Here is a 16,703-nt window from a genome sequence, read left to right on the forward strand (position 1 = left end):
AGCGTGTATCGAACCGCCTCAGTCGACGCCTTCGCCGGCAGACCAGGCTGCATGTTCCATGGGCAGGTGACCAAACCTGAGACAGTAATCCAGCCAATCGGCGAGGAAGCCGTTGACCTGGACCTTTTCATCCGGATGGTGCATGAAGCGATTGGGGTAATCGTTGACGGGAGCAATCTGGCGATCACGGTAGCAGCTGATCACTTCCGCCATGCTGGCGTCGTGGTAGACCCGTACGGTCATTTGAGGGTTGTTTAACCAACGACCGGAATTATGGACCTGCTCAAGCAACAGGGTTTCGGTGAACTTTGCTGTCTGGAGCACCTGAATCCGGACTCGTCCCAGGTAGTGGTTCTCCCGATGCAGCTCGAACTCGCACACGGGCTTGCCGTCCACCTCCAGCTGCCTCAGCTTACGGAGCCGCTGATAGTTTCCGTCACACAAGGCGCCGAGCTGTCTGAGATCCGGAACATACCGCCTGGGTTTCATGGTCCACTCGCCCATCACTGCCACCCTTTCCTCAAACGGGCCCGATTCAGCTCGAGCCACTGCAGGGCTATAATGGCGGCCGCGTTGTTGATGCGACCATCGTGGATCATCGCTATGGCGTCGTCGGATGACACCACATGGGCACGGATATCCTCATGTTCATGTTCCATACCATACAGACCACCGGCATCCGCGGTGCTGACACACCCGCAATAAAGGTGAATCATTTCCGTGCTGCCGCCGGGTGACACCAGGTAATCGCAGATTTTTTCCAGCGGCTCAAAGGTAAGTCCGGCCTCTTCCTGGCCCTCGCGTTGAGCGACTTCTTCAGGGCTCTCGCCGTCTTCGTTCATACCAGCCACCAGCTCCAGCAGCCACGGCGACTGATCACGACCCAGGGCACCAAGACGGAACTGCTCAAGAAGGACTACCTCGTCCCGTTCCGGGTCGTAGGGAAGTACACAGGTGGCATCGCCACGAATGAAGAGTTCTCGGGTAAACACCGGCATGTCCCGGCCGTCAAAACGCGGATGGGTCAACCAGAGCTTATCCATGCGGAAGAAGCCCTGGAAGACGGTTTCACGTTTTTCGACGTTGACGTCGTCGGCGTTGAACTGGAACGGTTTGGCCATTTTTTGTCCGGTCGTTGAATCGACTTGGAACGATAGCCTTTAGTTGGGTATTACTTCAAGTTCAAACCTTGTCGTAAAGCTTACTCCCGGACTCCACGAACTCGCGGGATTTCTCCTGCATGCCGGCATCCACTGCCGACACCTCATCCAGGCCGTGCTCCTTCGCATAATCCCGAACTTCCTGGGAAATCTGCATGGAGCAGAACTTCGGTCCGCACATGGAACAGAAATGCGCCACCTTGGCGGATTCCTTCGGCAGGGTCTCATCGTGGTAGGCGCGAGCCGTATCCGGGTCCAGACCGAGGTTGAACTGGTCTTCCCAACGGAATTCGAAACGGGCCTTGGAGAGGGCGTTATCGCGGATCTGGGCGCCAGGATGGCCTTTGGCCAGGTCGGCGGCGTGGGCGGCGATCTTGTAGGTGATGATACCGGTTTTCACATCATCCTTGTTGGGCAGGCCAAGGTGCTCCTTGGGTGTGACGTAGCAGAGCATGGCACAGCCGTACCAACCTATCATGGCGGCACCAATGCCGGACGTGATGTGGTCGTAGCCGGGGGCGATGTCGGTGATCAGGGGGCCAAGTGTGTAAAACGGCGCTTCGTCACAGCATTCGAGCTGCTTGTCCATGTTCTCCTTTACCAGATGCATGGGCACGTGGCCCGGGCCCTCGATCATGCACTGTACGTCGTGTTTCCAGGCGATCTTGGTGAGCTCACCGAGGGTTTCCAGTTCGCCGAACTGGGCTGCGTCGTTGGCGTCGGCGATGGAGCCGGGGCGCAGGCCGTCGCCAAGGCTGAAAGAGACATCGTAGGCTTTCATGATTTCGCAGATGTCTTCGAAGTGCTCGTACAGGAAGCTTTCCTTGTGGTGAGCCAGGCACCATTTGGCCATGATCGAACCACCCCGGGAGACGATGCCTGTGGTGCGCTTGGCAGTCATAGGCACATGGTGCAGGCGGACGCCCGCATGGATGGTGAAGTAATCCACGCCCTGCTCGGCCTGTTCGATCAGGGTATCCCGGAAGATTTCCCAGGTCAGGTCCTCGGCCACGCCGCCGACTTTTTCCAGGGCCTGGTAAATCGGCACGGTGCCGATGGGTACCGGGGAGTTGCGGATGATCCATTCCCGGGTCTCGTGAATGTTCTTGCCGGTAGACAGGTCCATGATGGTATCGGCGCCCCAGCGGATGCCCCAGGTCAGTTTCTCGACTTCTTCCTCAATGGAGGAGCTGACCGCTGAGTTGCCAATGTTGCCGTTAATCTTCACCAGAAAGTTACGGCCAATGATCATCGGCTCGGATTCCGGGTGATTGATGTTCGCGGGGATAATGGCGCGGCCGCGAGCTACCTCGTCTCGGACGAACTCCGGGGTGATTTCCGCAGGCAGATTGGCGCCGAAGGACTGGCCGGGATGCTGGTCTTTCAGCAGACCCTGTTCCCGGGCCTCCTGCAGCTTCATGTTTTCACGGATGGCGATGTACTCCATCTCCGGGGTCACGATACCCTGCCGGGCGTAGTGCATCTGGGAAACGTTTTGGCCAGGTTTGGCCCGTAGCGGTTTTCGCTCGTCCATGAACCTCAGCGGGTCAAGCTGGGGGTCTTTCATGCGGCGGCGGGTGAACCCGGAAGAGTAGTCCGGAAGCTGCTCCACATCACCGCGTTCGGCGATCCAGGCGGCGCGGACTTGTTTGAGACCTTTACGAAGATCAATAGCAGCTTCAGGATCTGTGTACGGGCCGGACGTATCGTACACAACCACCGGAGGGTTCGGCTCGCCGCCCATCTCCGTGGGCGTGTCCTGCACGGTAATTTCCCGCATAGGTACCCGCAGATCGGATCGGCTACCCTGCACGTATACTTTTCGTGAGCCTGATAATGGTTTGATGGCGGCGGAATCCGCCGCTGCGGATTCACTGAGATAGGCTGGCAAGTCCGTCATGGTCTGCTCCCGGTATTGGAGGGTTGTCGGGTCGCGTATGACGGGCCTTCCGGTACGGAAGAGGCTGGAACCAGCACGTTTTGAATGGTCTTAATCCCTACGCCGGCATTATCCGGATCAGGTTGCGGGTTCCGCACTGCAATCTCAGCCAACCACCGGTTTTCGGTGTATCAGCACCCCGTCAAGACGCGAACTGCTCACAAAATGAGTGAACTCTGCAAGTGTAGAAGCGGAGGCGTTTATTGTCCATAATGAGCAACCAATACCTTTGGGTCACCGTCGGCACCGGCCCATACCTTGAATACAGGCCTTCCGAACCCCCTATCCAGATCAGGGATACCCGGAGATAGTTTGTCAGGAGAAGCAATGAATAAGCGTTTACTTCCAGGATTGATCAGCCTGCTCGCAGCCCAGCCTGCGTTCTCTCTGGATCTGATGGAAACCTATGAAAAGGCACTGTCCTATGACTCCGGCATTGCCTCGTCCCTGGCGCAGTTCCAGGCACAGCAGGCAACCAGCGATGTCAGCAAGAGCGCCCTGCTGCCCAAAATCTCGGCGGTTGGGTCAGCAAGCTACACAAGTTTCGAGCCCAGGAATATACCCGGGGGGGCAAACGCCGATGAACTGACGCGGCAACTCTTCTCGGGAGACAGTTATCGCACCTACCGCTACGGAATCGAACTGACTCAGCCACTGTTCCGGGCTCAAGACTGGTTCAGCTATGAGGCCAGCCAGTTCCAGACCGAGGCGGCCGAGGCCCAGTACAACCTGGCCCAGCAACAGCTGATTCTTGATGTAGCAACCGCCTACTTCGATGTCTTGCGCGCCAAAGACACCGTCACAACCGCCAAAGCAACTGAAACGGCCATCCAGCGCCAGTACGAACAGGCCCAGGAACGGTTTGACGTGGGGCTCATTGCCATCACCGAAGTCTATGAGGCGCGTGCCAGCTACGACGATGCCAGAAGCCAGCGCATCGCCGCCGACAACGACCTCAATGTGGCCAAAGAACAACTGGCCCGGTTAACCGGAGAATATCCGGACGCCATGGAAAATCTCAGGCAGAATTTTCCGCTCGGGCGCCCGGAGCCTATGGATCCAACTTCCTGGGAAACAACCGCCGTGGAGCAGAACTGGTCCATTCAGGCGGCCCAGAGACAGTTCAGTGCCAGCGAAGCCAGCCTGAAAGCGGCAAAGTCTGATCATTTACCAACTCTTGAGCTGAGCGCCTCCTACCAGGAAACCAGTCTGGAGAACGCCCTTTTTACTCAGCAAGAAGGCAACCAATCGATTGTCTCACTGTCACTGACCATCCCGTTCTACACGGGCGGCGGCACCCAGGCCGGCGTCCGGGAACAGCGCTCGCTGCTCACCGCCGCCGAACAGGACCTGAATACGGTGCGCCGGGACGTACGGGTGAATACCCGGAGCCTGTTCCTGACGGTCAACAACAATATAGAGACCGCTTCCGCCCTGGAACAGACCATCATCTCTCGCCGCAGCGCCCTCGACGCCACCCGCGCCGGCTATGAGGTTGGAACGCGCAATATTGTGGAAGTACTGGATGCGGAACGGGCCTACTACGTAGCCCTGAGAGATTACGCCAACGCCCGCTATGATTACCTGATCAACTCGCTTCAGCTCAAACAGGCCGCCGGAACCCTGACCCCTCGGGACCTGATCGACCTGAACAACTGGCTGAGCGCCGCTGCACCCGGCATCGAGGCGCTGGCCAACGAGAAGAAAACCTTGGACGATCCTACCCAGTAACCACCAGGGCGGGCCCGAAGGCTCGCCCGCATCTTTTGGGCGGATGTATCACACCCGCTCAATAATCCCATCAACCACCTTGTCTAACGCCCCGCGGTTCTTGTTCACCACTTCCAGGGCTCGCTGACCAATCGCTTCACGTTCCTGACCGTCACTAAAAAGAGACGACACGTGAGCGGCCAGATCATCTGCATCGGTAACCAGTTTAACGCCCCGGTCATTCAGCAGGCTCTGGTATATAGTTTCGAAATTAAAGATATGCGGGCCTGAAAACACCGGAATACCCCATCCGGCGGGTTCGAGGGGGTTGTGGCCGCCGCGCTCGATCAGTGAGCCGCCTACAAAGGCCAGGTCACTGGCGCCGTAAAGCATCATCAGCTCCCCCATGGTATCTCCGAGATACACCTGGGCCTGGGCAGGGCCCTCTCCAAGGGAGCGACGGGCCAGAGTCAGCCCCTCCTTGACCGCTTTTTCTGCCACAGGCTCAAAGCGGTCGGGGTGTCTCGGAACCAGGATCAGCAGAGCGCCTGGATGTTCTGCCAAAACTTTTCCATGAGCCGCCAGCAGTTGATCGTTTTCGCTGCCGTGGGTGCTGCCGGCAATCCAGACTGGCCGCCCCGCCAGCTCCTGTCGGAGCGCCATAGCCGCAGCTCGCACATCTTCAGGGATATCAACGTCAAATTTGACACTACCCGTTACGGCCACTTTCTCAGGCGCAACGCCAATTCGCCGAAACCTCTCGGCGTCTTTCTCTGCCTGGGCCGCCACCCAACTGATACTGCGCATGATTGGGGCTGCGAGGCCGCGAATACGCTCATAGCCCCGGGCGGATCGTTCTGACAGGCGGGCGTTGATCAAAAACACCGGAACCCGGCGAGCCCGGCACTGACGAATCATGTTCGGCCAGATTTCGGTTTCCATGATGACCAGTATTCGCGGGCTGGCGCGATCCAGGAAACGCCGGATGGCGCCCGGCGTATCATAGGGTGCGTAGGCGTACTGCACCTGATCACCAAACATCTTGCGTGCCTGGGCCAGGCCGGTGTCGGTCATGGCTGTCATCAGGATGGTGATACCCGGGTTCCGGGCCAGCAATCGTCGAACCATGGGCGCTGCCGCTATGGTTTCACCCACCGAGACAGCATGAACCCACACAACCGTGCCGCTAGCCCGGGGCACAATGCCCAAGCGCTGGTACCAGTTGCGCCTGAGTTCCGGAGCTCGACGTCCGTTCCACCACAGGCGCAGCAGAATGAACGGCAGAATCAGCCTAATAAGCTGGGAATAGATAAATTGCAGCACACAGGACTCCGGGCAAAACAGTGCGCTATCATAGCGCAAAACCTATTGATTTGCTTCCGATTGATGGCTCGGGCCATTGTGCCACCATCAATCGATTCAGACTTTGCAGGACCGGCTTTACGTGAAAACGAAATACCGCAAAATACCGCGAAACACGGATTACTCGGCCTACCGCCATCCCCGATGGTGGCCCACCTGGCTGGGAGTCTTTTTGATGTGGTGTGTGTCCCGGCTGCCAATACGCGTTCAGTGGTGGCTGGGCAAACTGGCGGGACTGCTGGCGTTCCGCCTTGCCCGGGAACGTCGGCACATCGCCGAGGTGAACATTCGGCTGTGCTTCCCGGAACTCACGGCCGCTCAGCAATCTGCGCTGGTTCGGAAAGCGTTTATTGCCAATGGTATTGGCTTGCTGGAAATTGGCATCGCCTGGTTCCGCGATCCAGCCAAACTGACAGGCATCACACAGGTCCATGGCCTTGAGCATTTCGAGCATGCTCTGGCGCAGGGCAAAGGCGTTTTATTACTGGGAGGCCATTACAGCACTCTGGATCTGGGCGGGAGCCTGGTGACCGAGTTCATTGAAGCAGACGTGATGCAGCGGGACCATAACAACCCTTTGATGAACGCCGTGATGACGAGAGCCCGTGAACGCCGGTATGGCAACGTGCTCGGCGCCAAGGACCTCCGGGGCCTGTTTCGCAGCCTTAAGAAAAACCGGGCCGTCTGGTATGCCACCGATCAGGATTACGGCCGCAAGGATATTGTCTTTGCGCCCTTCTTCGGAATACCGGCGGGCACGATTACCGCTACGTCCAGGATCGCGGAGCGCAGCGGCTGCAAGGTCGTCCCGTTCAGTCATTTCCGACGTGACGATGGTCCGGGTTACGACATCTACTTCCATCCTGCCCTTGAGAGCTTTCCCAGCGGGGACGATCTTCAGGATGCAACATTGATCAACCAGACTATCGAGCGAGAAGTGCGGCGCGCCCCGGATCAATATCTGTGGATGCACCGGCGCTTCAAGACCCGCCCTGATGAGAACGATCCGGGATTCTACAAACGCCGGTAATAACGAACTCAGGCAACACGGAGGCCGGCAATACATGCCGGAACACCATGGCCAAACCCGAGCCCAGAACGCAGGATGCATCCACTCCGGTGGTGTGGCTTCTGACCGACAACAAGCCGGGTCACCGGAATCAGCTGAAGGGGCTTGGCAACCGGCTTCGCGTCCTGGCGGGAGCAAGCACCTACTGGGTTGATGCCTCCACCGTAGAGGTACCTCTGTGGCGGGCATTGCTGGCCTCTTCGCCACGTATGGAGGCGTCACTGCCTCGCCCCGATCTTGTCGTCGCGGCAGGGTCCGGCACGCATCGATTACTGCTTGCGCTGCGAAAACGTCGCGGGACCCGAACGCTGGTCATCATGAAGCCCGCGTTTCCGCTGTCTCTGGTCAGCGGCGCCCTGATTCCAGCCCATGATCGCGTCCAACCAGGCCCGCGGGTGCTGTTAACCGAAGGCGTTCTGAACACCATCACACCCCTGGCCAGAATCACCGAGAAACGGGAAGCGTTATTACTCATAGGCGGGCCTTCGCCGCACTTCGACTGGGACGACGATGTCGTCGTGGGCCAGGTATCGCATCTGATCGGCCATTATCCCGACTGGCGCTGGACCATCAGCACCTCCAGGCGAACACCGGAACCCCTTCAGGAACGCCTCGAGGAGATGGCCGGGCTGAGAATTACCGTCGTTCACCCCGGGCAGACCCACGAAGACTGGCTAAGCCACCAACTCTCGGCCTCAAGAGCCGCCTGGGTGACGCCGGACAGCATGTCCATGGTCTGTGAGGCCGCAACCTCCGGGGTGCCAACCGGCCTGTTCGAACTGCCGGCCAGAACCGGCAGCCGGGTTGTGGAGGGTGTGGAACGGCTGGTCCGGGACGGCTATGTTGCCAAGTGGACAGACCATGCCAGCGTCATGGCTGGCAGAGCCGACCATGAAAAGACTCTCTGGGAGGCCAATCGTGCAGCCCACTGGGTGCTGGAGCGAGGACTCCTGCCAAAGAGCCAGAAAACCAATCAACGCCTGCACAAGGGGACCAAACCTTGAGAATTCTTCAGGCACTTCCGGCGCTATACAGTGGCGGCGTGGAAAGGGGGACCGTAGAGTTCGCTGCGGACCTCGTTAAACGCGGCCACGAATCCTTTGTCGTCTCCAAGGGCGGCCCCATGGCGGAACAACTGCGGGGACAGGGTTCGAAGCATATTTTCATGCCGATTCACCGGAAGAATCCAGCGTCCTTCGGGCAAATCCTGCCGATGCGAAAACTGCTTCTTGAACTGAAGCCGGACATCGTTCATGTCCGCTCACGCATGCCCGCCTGGATTATCTTCCTGGCCCTGAAAAGCATCCCGAAACGGGAACGCCCGGCGGTTGTGTCCACCTTCCACGGTATGTATTCCGTGACTCCCTACAGCGCCATCATGACCCGCGCCGATCACATCATTGCTGTGTCCCAGTGTGTGCGGGACTACGTGATGAACAACTACCCCGTTCCGGCGGAGAAGCTGACGGTTATTCAGCGTGGTGTCGATGTGGATGCGTTCCACCAACGTGAACTTAGCCAGCAATGGCTGGACCGCTGGTTCCGTCAGTATCCGCAGCTTGCCGGCAAGAAAATCATCATGATGCCCGGACGGATTTCCCGCTGGAAAGGCCAACTGGATTTCCTGGCCATGATGGCGAAACTGGTGCGGGAGCGGCCCGATTGCCACGGTATTATTGTGGGTGGTGCCGAGCCCGGCAAAGAGCATTTCCTGGATGAACTGGAGAAGGAGCGGTCTCGCCTGGACCTGACCGAAAAGGTCAGCTTCCTGGGCCAGCGAAATGACATGACCAACCTGTATCTGCTCTCCGACGTGGTCTGTCACATGAGCACCAAACCCGAGCCCTTTGGCCGGACAGTGACCGAAGCCCTGGCTTCGGGAACACCGGTCGTGGCCTATAATCGTGGCGGGGCGGCGGAAACACTGCAGGCGTGCTTCCGGGAAGGCCTGGTGGCGCCGGATAACGTGGAGGAGTTCGCAAAGGCCGTTTCCCGGATGTTGGATGCCGGGCCTCCGGCCATTGAGATCCCCTACCGGTTCCGCCTGGAGGCACAAACAGAAGCGAGCCTGGCCGTTTACGAGACGGTGCTTCAGAATGCCGCAAGTCGATCATGACCTCACCGCCCCGATTTACGATCGCCCTTCTGATTGCCACGCCCGGCACAACCTGGGGCGGCATGGAAAAACACACCGCCGATCTGGCAGCCAACCTGGCCAGACGGGGGCATTGCGTCCATGTAGTGGCTCACAAAGACTACCGGGATAGATTTCATTCCGGCATCCACTTTCATGCGCTGCCCGTTCAACTGGGGCGACGGAACCTCTGGCTCCAACTGGCCCTCCGCCGGCGACTTCGAGAAATAGCACCTGATATTCTGCACGCCCAAGGCAACAAGGCTGCACAACTCGCGGCGAAAACCGGAAACCTTGTCCGCGTGCGAATCGGCACGGTGCACGGCACCAAGTCCAACCATAAGGCATTTGATCGACTTGATGAGGTCATTGCCGTAAGCCCCCAAATTCTGGCAGCCCTGCGACATCCCCGAAAACACTTGATCTATAACGGCGTGAACTGCAAGGGCCAAGGAATTAAAACTGACGACGGCCCGAAGCTACCGTCAGGAGTCACCAATGTCATCGCCGTGGGACGACTCGAAACCGTTAAAGGTTTTGATGCGCTGATCAGAGCCTGGGCCATGCTCGGCGACTCCACTCATCGCTGCCATCTCACTATTTTCGGCGAGGGCAGCCAACGGTCACAGCTGGAAAAGTTCATCCGTCAGTCTAAACTGGAACAGTCGGTCACTCTGGCAGGGTTCAGGGAGGATCTGGCGCCCGTCTATGACAAGGCCGAATTGACGGTGATCAGTTCCGAACGGGAAGGCTTTCCCTATGTACTGGCGGAGTCCCTTCTCAGTGGTTGCCCAGTGGTCTCCACTCCGGTGTCCGGACCGCGGGATATTCTTCCAGAATCGTCTCTCAGCGCAGGGCATCGGGATCGGGACCTTGCCGAACTGATAACACGAGCGCTCTCTGATCTGGAAACACTGAAACAGAGCGAGCAGCCCGCCATGGATTTTGCCCGTAAAACTCTCACGATCAACGCCATGGGGGAGCAAACGGAAGCGCTGTACCTGAGGGCAATGGGCGAGCAACGAGGCACCTGATGTCCGCTGTATTCGGCAGAGACCTACCGGGTATTTTCCCTCTCAAATTCGGATAGCATCTGCATCTCCCGAGCCTTGGCCAAGCGCATGAAGTTCCTGTTGGCTGCGGTAATGGCAACGCTTAGACCAAACCAACCGTTCAGGATCTGGCGGTGCAGCAGGTAATATTTCAGGAACTTCAGGGGAAACTCGGCAAACAGGCGGGGGCTGGAAATTCGCCGTCCCTTTGCGGCGATAAAGCGGGCCTGCTCCGTCGACAACTGGCAGTACTTGCGCTCCATCTGCTCCAGAGAAATCAGCGTGCGGTGCAACACATCGCCCTTTAAATCCACAACCCGGCCAGCCTTCACCTGCGGCCGGTCATTGTTGCTGTCTTTTTCGGGCTCAATCACTGCCTTGTTACGATTGTAGAGCCTGAGGATCTTCTTCGATTTATCATGGCGGAACGGATGCCGGGGATCCGGCTGGGACAGCACCCAGCGCATCCGGAATCCCGCAATGGCCGGGTCAATCGGCTTTGAAAACAGGTCCTGGATGTTGGCCACAAGCTCGTCCGACAGCACCTCATCCGCATCCAGGTCCAGCACCCAGTCATTACGACAAAGGCTTGCAGCAAAGGCTTTCTGGCAGGCAAACCCCTGCCAGTCGTTATGAACAAAACGGGCACCCGCCGCTTCAACAATGTCACGGGTTCGGTCAATACTTCCGGAATCGACTACGATAATCTCATCAACCCAGCCGGAAACCTTTGCGAGGGATTCCGGCAATCGCAGTTCTTCATCCTGGGTGATGTAATAAACGGATAACGGTAGCTTCATCAAAATTCCTGGTATCGGGCAATCAGTTTACGGACTGGTCAAAACAATATCATGGTTGCCTTATGATAAGATGGCGCGCCTGATTTTGATGTTTTTCTTGGCATTCTCTAACTCAAGCCCGGAGTGTACAGATGATTCACCCCGTCATTATGGCTGGCGGTACCGGCTCACGCCTTTGGCCGATGTCGCGCCAGCTGAATCCGAAGCAGTTCCTGAAACTGACCAACGGCCCCCTGTCGATGTTGCAGGCCACCGTTGCGCGGCTTGAGGGCATGGACGCAGCAAACCCTCTTCTGATCTGCAACGAGGAACACCGGTTCCTGGCTGCGGAACAAATGCGGCAATCCGGCCACGAGGATACGCGGATCATTCTGGAGCCCTGTGGCCGGAATACGGCGCCGGCGATTGCCTTGGCAGCGCTGCAGCTGACCGAGGCTGCAGAAAGCGGTGCCGATGATCCCCTGATGCTGGTGCTGGCAGCCGACCACCTGATCAAGGACGTCACCGCCTTTCAGGAAGGGGTGAAGAAAGCCATTCCGCTGGCGCGGGAAGGGAAGCTGGTCACCTTCGGCATTGTCCCGAACCATCCTGAAACTGGCTACGGCTACATTCATCGTGGCACCGAGCTGGGCCCTGACAGCTACCTGGTGGACAAGTTTGTCGAAAAGCCGGACCAGGCGACCGCCAATGGTTACCTCGATTCCGGAGAGTACCTCTGGAACAGCGGAATGTTCCTGTTTGGTGCCCGTCAGTACCTCGAGGAGCTGGAAGCCCATCGCCCTGATATCCTGGCCGCGTGCCGTGCCGCCATCGCAGACACCGCCGATGACCTGCACTTCACGCGAATCAACGCCGAACGCTTCGCCGAATGCCCGTCAGACTCGGTGGACTACGCCGTCATGGAGAAGACCGACAAGGCCGCCGTGGTTTCCCTGGATGCCGGCTGGAGCGATATTGGCTCCTGGTCCGCGCTATGGGAAGTCAGTGACAAGGACGCGGCCGGCAACAGCCTGACCGGCGACGTGATCACCCATAACACCGCCAACACGCTGATCCGTGCCGATAGCCGGCTGGTGGCCACCGTTGGTGTGGACAACCTGGTGGTTATCGAAACCAAGGATGCCCTGCTGGTCGCCCATAAAGACAGTGTTCAGGACGTCAAAACCGTGGTGGAACGGATAAAGACCGATGGCCGCCACGAACACATGAACCATCGGGAAGTCTACCGCCCCTGGGGCGTCTACGATTCCATCGACAACGGTGCCCGCTATCAGGTCAAACGCATCACTGTGAAACCCGGCGCCAAGCTCTCCGTGCAGATGCATCACCATCGCGCCGAGCACTGGATCGTGGTAAGCGGCACGGCCCGGGTCACCAACGGCGAGAAAACCTACCTGGTCACCGAGAACCAGTCCACCTACATTCCGGTTGGTCAGGTGCACTCGTTGGAGAATCCGGGCGTCATCGACCTGGAACTGATCGAAGTTCAGTCCGGCTCTTACCTGGGTGAAGACGACATTGTTCGTTACGAGGATCGGTACGGTAGGAAATGAGCAAGCTCAAGTATTTCATCATCGCCGGGCTGCTCAGGATTGCCGGCTGGCTATCCCTTGCCGGTGCCCAGAGGGTAGGTCGTTTCGTCGGTTATCTGGTATGGCGATTGCCCACCAAATCTCGCCAGGTAACCGACATTAACCTGTCCATTTGCTTCCCCGAACTTTCAGACACCGAACGCGCGGTTATGTCAAAGAGATCCCTGGCCCAGACCGGCATGACCATGCTCGAGGTGCCCTTGATGTGGGAGTGGCCGGTGGAGAAATGCCTTGGCCTGATCCGGGAAACCGAAGGCCTGGATCTTATCGACGAGGCCATGGCCGGCGACAAAGGCCTGATTCTCCTGGCGCCGCACCTCGGTAACTGGGAGCTGGCCGGGTTGTTCTTTTCCTCACGCTACAAAATGGCAGCGCTCTATAGTCCGCCGAATATGCCCGAGTTCGAGGACTACATGATCAAGGTACGCGGGCGACTTGGCTCGGAGCTGGTCCGGGGCGACCGCCGCGGCCTGGCCAGGCTCGCCTCGATTCTTCGGGAAGGCGGGGTTGCCGGAATCCTGCCGGACCAGTCGCCCCGCGGAAAGGGCAACGCCTTTGCGCCTTTCTTCGGCATGGAAGTGAAAACCATGACTCTCGTATCCAAGCTGATTCAGCGCACCGGTGCCAACGTGCTGATTACTTATGCCGAGCGCCTGCCCGACGCTTCCGGGTTCCGGATCGTTGTACGTGAGACCGGCCCGGGCCTCGGTGACAAGGATCCTGTTGCCGCGACCAGTGCCATGAATCAGGCGATTGAGCAATGCGTGCGAGAGATCCCCGAGCAGTATCAATGGGAATACAAGCGTATGCGCCATCGGCCGCCCGGCGAAATCAACCCCTATAATCCGGACCGAGTATGTTGAACCCCAGACTCGCCTTTCATGCGCTGCTGATCATCGGGCTCGGCGGCGCGCTCCTGTCCTCAAGCATCCTGGCCGGCGCGACTCTCTTGCTTGCGATTGCCGGAATGGTGCTCAGTGCCCGCAAATCTTTGTATAAAGACGGCTGGGACAAACCCAAAGAGCTCAGGCTGCTTCACTTTTCCTTCTGGTTCTTCGTGCTGGTGAGTTTTCTGTCCTGGGCCCTTGAAGGGTTTGATTACGAGGGTGGAAAAACCCTTGGCACGCACGCCCGGTTCATCCTGTTCTGGCCCCTGATTGTTGCCATCAGCTATGCAAGGATTGGCGCCCGCACGACTTTCGCCGCCATCGGACTGGTGGCCGTGTCTATCATCGGGATTTTTCTGGTGACCATTGCTGCCCGCCAGGGCGCGCTTGGTCAGGTCTTGAATTCCCGTTTTGGCGGTGGAATCAACCCTATCAGCTTTGGCAATCTCGCCCTCCTGGGGGGCATGTTGACGATCGTCGCTGCCATGTTTTTTATCCGGGAAAAACGGGGGGGCCTGGCGGTACTGTTTTTTATCGGTGGAACGGCGGCCGTTCTCATTTCCATGTTGTCGGAAACCCGCAGCAATCTGGTCGCTCTACCCTTCCTTCTGATTGCTTTGACACCGCTAGTCGGTAAAAGACTTCGAATTGCCGGATTGATTGTTGTGCCAATGCTCGTCGCCGGCGCGATTATTACCAGCGACCGCATGTCCAGCTCGCTCAATGGACTGCTACATGATGGCCAACTGGACTCCGGCATGGAAATTCGCCTGGAGGTCTGGGGGCAGGCGCTGAACATGCTCAGAGAAAGCCCCTGGTCGGGCGCTGGCCTTGGTGGCTATACCCACCGCATAGAATCGGAAGTTGCCGCGGGCAATCTGCCAGAGCATTTCCTGGACTGTTGCACGGGGCATGCGCATAACGATCTGCTGAACAATGCCGCAACCAGCGGTATTCCCGGCATTCTCAGCTGGGCCCTGCTTATTTTCATTCCGCTGGCCATCTTTGGCAGAAACCTGTCCAGCCCCCACGCAGCCACCGCGCACCTTGCGGCGGCTGGCTGCATGGTATCCCTTGGATACTTTTTCTTTGGCCTGACCGAAGCCACCTTCAATCGGACTTTGTTCCTCACCTTCTACCTGCTGGCTGTTAGCTCCATCGCCTCGGCCATGTTTACAGAGTTGAGTGCGTCCTATGTTCGAAACAGGGCCCGCAAGGTGTCTGCCACTATCATCACGAAAAACGAAGAAGACCACATCACCGACTGCTTGAAGTCCGCAAGGCTGGTTGCCGACGAAATTATCGTTCTGGATAGCGGCAGTACTGACAGAACGGTGGAACTGGCCAGAGAGCTTGCAGATGTTGTCGAAGTCACAGACTGGCCTGGCTTTGGCATCCAGAAACAGCGAGCTCTCGAGAAAGCGACAGGAGAGTGGGTGCTGTCACTGGATGCCGATGAGCGTGTCACACCCGAGCTGGCAAGGGAGATCAACGATCACCTGGCAGATCCTGACGCGGACGCGTACAAGCTTCCCTGGGCCGTAACGATTTACGGCAGCCGCCTGGATTTCGGGCGCAGCGGCCGAGCCCCCCTCCGGCTGTTCCGTCGCGAGGGAGTAAGCTTTTCGGACGCCCTCGTACACGAGCGGATACTGATTCCGTCCGGACGCAAGATCAAAACCCTAAGGGGCCGCCTGACACACTATACACACAGGGATTTCGGCCACTCGCTGGAAAAAAGCGCCAAGTACGCCTGGCTTGGCTCACTGGAGAAACATCGCAAAGGCAAGAAGACCCGCACCATGATCTACCCCACCCTGCGGGGCCTGATGACATTCGTGCAGGTGTACTTTATTCGGTTCGGGTTTCTGGACGGTGCTGTGGGCTATCTTACCGCTGTGACGTACGCACAGGTAACGTTCAACAAATATGCAGGGTTATGGACTCTGGACCGGCCGGCCCGCTTCGAAAAGTCGTGACCCCCGAAGGAGCGTCGTTTCCACGCCGACGCTCCCGAACATACGCCTTATTTCGTCATAGTAAGGGAGCCGGGCGCCCAGAGCGGCATCATCGATCTGGAACACCCGGATTTCCGGGAATATCTTTTTCAGGGTAAACAGAGCGGTTGAAGCAAAGCTGTAGAAAGCGAGATAGATTTCCCCGGACAGAGCCACTTCGACCTCGATCGGACGACCGGCCTGCCGTATCTCGAGCGGAAATTCTGCCAGCAAAGCCTCCAACTCTCCCCTGCTTTCCTTTCGGTGCATGAAGTACACCACACGACTATCAGGATGACGCTCCACCACGTGCTGGATTTGCAGTTTCAATTGCTGAAGCCGATCCTCACCACCAAAGGGTTGGCCAAGGAACCCGACCATGGGCGTCTGGCTATTGTCACAGGGCGTTTTTTTGAAAGTTTTACGAAACACCGGGAAATCGTGAACACGCACCTGGACAAGCTCGGAGTTCGGTAACGGAAAGAAGGTGAAGAATGCGATCACCTCCGGAACAACACGATGGATCCTGATCCCCATGGTTCGCAAAAGTCGCTTCTTGGCCGGTGAAATCCGGGAGGCGATGCCCTCGTCGTGAATGGCATGGTAATAGGTTACTGTTGCCAGGCCGTCATCCACGAAAATCAGCTGTTCGCTGTCGAATCCCCGATAAAACACTTCGTGAATCCAGCTGGATTTGTTTCCGATAAACAACCTCTCAATAGTTCGCTTTGAGAGACTCCTGGCAACTGACCCCAGACGAAGGTAAAAGGAACTCTTTTTAAGATAGATGGTTTCGATGCCCTGCCAGCCCAACGCCTCGGCCAGGAAAGCCATTTGTCCCTCGGTCTCGCGATTATCAGGTCTAGCAATGATGAGCAGTGTTTTTTCGGAGCTGCAGCCATAGTGGTAACGAGCCTCGGAGCAACTGATCAGTTGCAGGGGCGTACTCGCAACAAAGACATTGATTGGGCTTGCGGCGCTGATCAAATCGTTCGTTTCCT

14 protein-coding genes and 1 riboswitch are annotated in these 16,703 nt (G+C 57.9%); of the genes, 8 read left to right on the forward strand and 6 right to left on the reverse strand.

Translation table 11 applies throughout. The features are described 5' to 3' along the window. Positions 1-18 precede the first annotated feature (18 nt). The 3 genes from KYE_RS04450 to thiC all read right to left on the reverse strand — a co-directional run bounded on the left by KYE_RS04450 (position 19) and on the right by thiC (position 3,060). Entirely contained in the window at positions 19-504 is a 486-nt protein-coding gene (locus KYE_RS04450; RefSeq protein ID WP_008170830.1) for a DUF1249 domain-containing protein, read from the reverse strand. After that, positions 504-1,121 (reverse strand): NUDIX domain-containing protein, encoded by a 618-nt coding sequence (locus KYE_RS04455; protein WP_008170832.1) that lies wholly within the window; start codon positions 1,119-1,121, stop codon positions 504-506. Before KYE_RS04455 ends, KYE_RS04450 begins: the two co-directional genes overlap by 1 nt. 61 nt (positions 1,122-1,182) lie before the next feature. Beyond that, positions 1,183-3,060 carry a phosphomethylpyrimidine synthase ThiC gene (gene thiC, locus KYE_RS04460; protein ID WP_008170834.1) on the reverse strand — a complete coding sequence of 626 codons (1,878 nt, stop codon included), beginning with the start codon at positions 3,058-3,060 and terminating at the stop codon, positions 1,183-1,185. 77 nt (positions 3,061-3,137) lie between these two features. Further along, positions 3,138-3,251: riboswitch (TPP riboswitch) on the reverse strand. Between the two features lie 175 nt (positions 3,252-3,426). Between thiC and KYE_RS04465 the strand changes: the two genes are divergently transcribed. Then, positions 3,427-4,830, forward strand: a complete 1,404-nt coding sequence (locus tag KYE_RS04465; RefSeq protein ID WP_008170837.1) for a TolC family outer membrane protein — start codon at positions 3,427-3,429, stop codon at positions 4,828-4,830. A 48-nt stretch (positions 4,831-4,878) separates the two neighbouring features. Here KYE_RS04465 and waaA read toward each other — a convergent pair whose 3' ends face one another. Next, the gene (waaA, locus tag KYE_RS04470) at positions 4,879-6,132 is read right to left on the reverse strand and encodes a lipid IV(A) 3-deoxy-D-manno-octulosonic acid transferase (protein ID WP_008170840.1); all 1,254 of its coding nucleotides are present in this window, start codon (positions 6,130-6,132) and stop codon (positions 4,879-4,881) included. A gap of 121 nt (positions 6,133-6,253) precedes the next feature. Here waaA and lpxL point away from each other — a divergent pair, with 121 nt between their 5' ends. From lpxL to KYE_RS04490, 4 genes are read left to right on the forward strand one after another with little or no spacing between them, the layout of a single operon-like run. Continuing rightward, positions 6,254-7,201 carry an LpxL/LpxP family Kdo(2)-lipid IV(A) lauroyl/palmitoleoyl acyltransferase gene (gene lpxL / locus KYE_RS04475; protein ID WP_075267653.1) on the forward strand — a complete coding sequence of 316 codons (948 nt, stop codon included), beginning with the start codon at positions 6,254-6,256 and terminating at the stop codon, positions 7,199-7,201. A 47-nt stretch (positions 7,202-7,248) separates the two neighbouring features. Further along, entirely contained in the window at positions 7,249-8,244 is a 996-nt protein-coding gene (locus KYE_RS04480) for a mitochondrial fission ELM1 family protein (protein WP_008170843.1), read from the forward strand. Beyond that, positions 8,241-9,356 carry a glycosyltransferase family 4 protein gene (locus KYE_RS04485; RefSeq protein ID WP_008170845.1) on the forward strand — a complete coding sequence of 372 codons (1,116 nt, stop codon included), beginning with the start codon at positions 8,241-8,243 and terminating at the stop codon, positions 9,354-9,356. Before KYE_RS04480 ends, KYE_RS04485 begins: the two co-directional genes overlap by 4 nt. Continuing rightward, the gene (locus KYE_RS04490) at positions 9,353-10,408 is read left to right on the forward strand and encodes a glycosyltransferase (RefSeq protein WP_008170847.1); all 1,056 of its coding nucleotides are present in this window, start codon (positions 9,353-9,355) and stop codon (positions 10,406-10,408) included. Before KYE_RS04485 ends, KYE_RS04490 begins: the two co-directional genes overlap by 4 nt. Before the next feature lie 23 nt (positions 10,409-10,431). On the opposite strand, the gene KYE_RS04495 is transcribed toward KYE_RS04490, so the two are convergent. Further along, entirely contained in the window at positions 10,432-11,226 is a 795-nt protein-coding gene (locus KYE_RS04495) for a glycosyltransferase family 2 protein (RefSeq protein ID WP_008170849.1), read from the reverse strand. A 131-nt stretch (positions 11,227-11,357) separates the two neighbouring features. Between KYE_RS04495 and KYE_RS04500 the strand changes: the two genes are divergently transcribed. The 3 genes from KYE_RS04500 to KYE_RS04510 are packed head-to-tail and all read left to right on the forward strand — an operon-like array spanning position 11,358 to position 15,684. Next, positions 11,358-12,779 carry a mannose-1-phosphate guanylyltransferase/mannose-6-phosphate isomerase gene (locus KYE_RS04500; protein ID WP_008170851.1) on the forward strand — a complete coding sequence of 474 codons (1,422 nt, stop codon included), beginning with the start codon at positions 11,358-11,360 and terminating at the stop codon, positions 12,777-12,779. Next, positions 12,776-13,681, forward strand: coding sequence for a lysophospholipid acyltransferase family protein (locus KYE_RS04505; RefSeq protein WP_008170855.1), 906 nt, complete (start codon positions 12,776-12,778; stop codon positions 13,679-13,681). Before KYE_RS04500 ends, KYE_RS04505 begins: the two co-directional genes overlap by 4 nt. Further along, positions 13,675-15,684, forward strand: coding sequence for a glycosyltransferase (locus tag KYE_RS04510; RefSeq protein WP_008170858.1), 2,010 nt, complete (start codon positions 13,675-13,677; stop codon positions 15,682-15,684). The genes KYE_RS04505 and KYE_RS04510 overlap by 7 nt, the downstream gene beginning before the upstream one ends. On the opposite strand, the gene KYE_RS04515 is transcribed toward KYE_RS04510, so the two are convergent. Next, the gene (locus KYE_RS04515) at positions 15,643-16,689 is read right to left on the reverse strand and encodes a polysialyltransferase family glycosyltransferase (RefSeq protein ID WP_008170860.1); all 1,047 of its coding nucleotides are present in this window, start codon (positions 16,687-16,689) and stop codon (positions 15,643-15,645) included. The two genes, KYE_RS04510 and KYE_RS04515, sit on opposite strands and share 42 nt — an antisense overlap. Positions 16,690-16,703: the final 14 nt, after the last annotated feature.

The organism is Marinobacter manganoxydans MnI7-9, assembly GCF_000235625.1.
Lineage (GTDB): Bacteria > Pseudomonadota > Gammaproteobacteria > Pseudomonadales > Oleiphilaceae > Marinobacter > Marinobacter manganoxydans.

Excerpts from the sequence above, each read along its gene's own strand:
- KYE_RS04495 (WP_008170849.1), bottom strand. The coding sequence starts at position 11,226 with ATGAAGCTACCGTTATCCGTTTATTACATCACCCAGGATGAAGAACTG.
- KYE_RS04505 (WP_008170855.1), top strand. The coding sequence starts at position 12,776 with ATGAGCAAGCTCAAGTATTTCATCATCGCCGGGCTGCTCAGGATTGCC.
- KYE_RS04465 (WP_008170837.1), top strand. The coding sequence starts at position 3,427 with ATGAATAAGCGTTTACTTCCAGGATTGATCAGCCTGCTCGCAGCCCAG.
- KYE_RS04490 (WP_008170847.1), top strand. The coding sequence starts at position 9,353 with ATGACCTCACCGCCCCGATTTACGATCGCCCTTCTGATTGCCACGCCC.
- KYE_RS04480 (WP_008170843.1), top strand. The coding sequence starts at position 7,249 with ATGGCCAAACCCGAGCCCAGAACGCAGGATGCATCCACTCCGGTGGTG.
- KYE_RS04510 (WP_008170858.1), top strand. The coding sequence starts at position 13,675 with ATGTTGAACCCCAGACTCGCCTTTCATGCGCTGCTGATCATCGGGCTC.
- KYE_RS04455 (WP_008170832.1), bottom strand. The coding sequence starts at position 1,121 with ATGGCCAAACCGTTCCAGTTCAACGCCGACGACGTCAACGTCGAAAAA.
- KYE_RS04500 (WP_008170851.1), top strand. The coding sequence starts at position 11,358 with ATGATTCACCCCGTCATTATGGCTGGCGGTACCGGCTCACGCCTTTGG.
- thiC (WP_008170834.1), bottom strand. The coding sequence starts at position 3,060 with ATGACGGACTTGCCAGCCTATCTCAGTGAATCCGCAGCGGCGGATTCC.
- KYE_RS04450 (WP_008170830.1), bottom strand. The coding sequence starts at position 504 with ATGGGCGAGTGGACCATGAAACCCAGGCGGTATGTTCCGGATCTCAGA.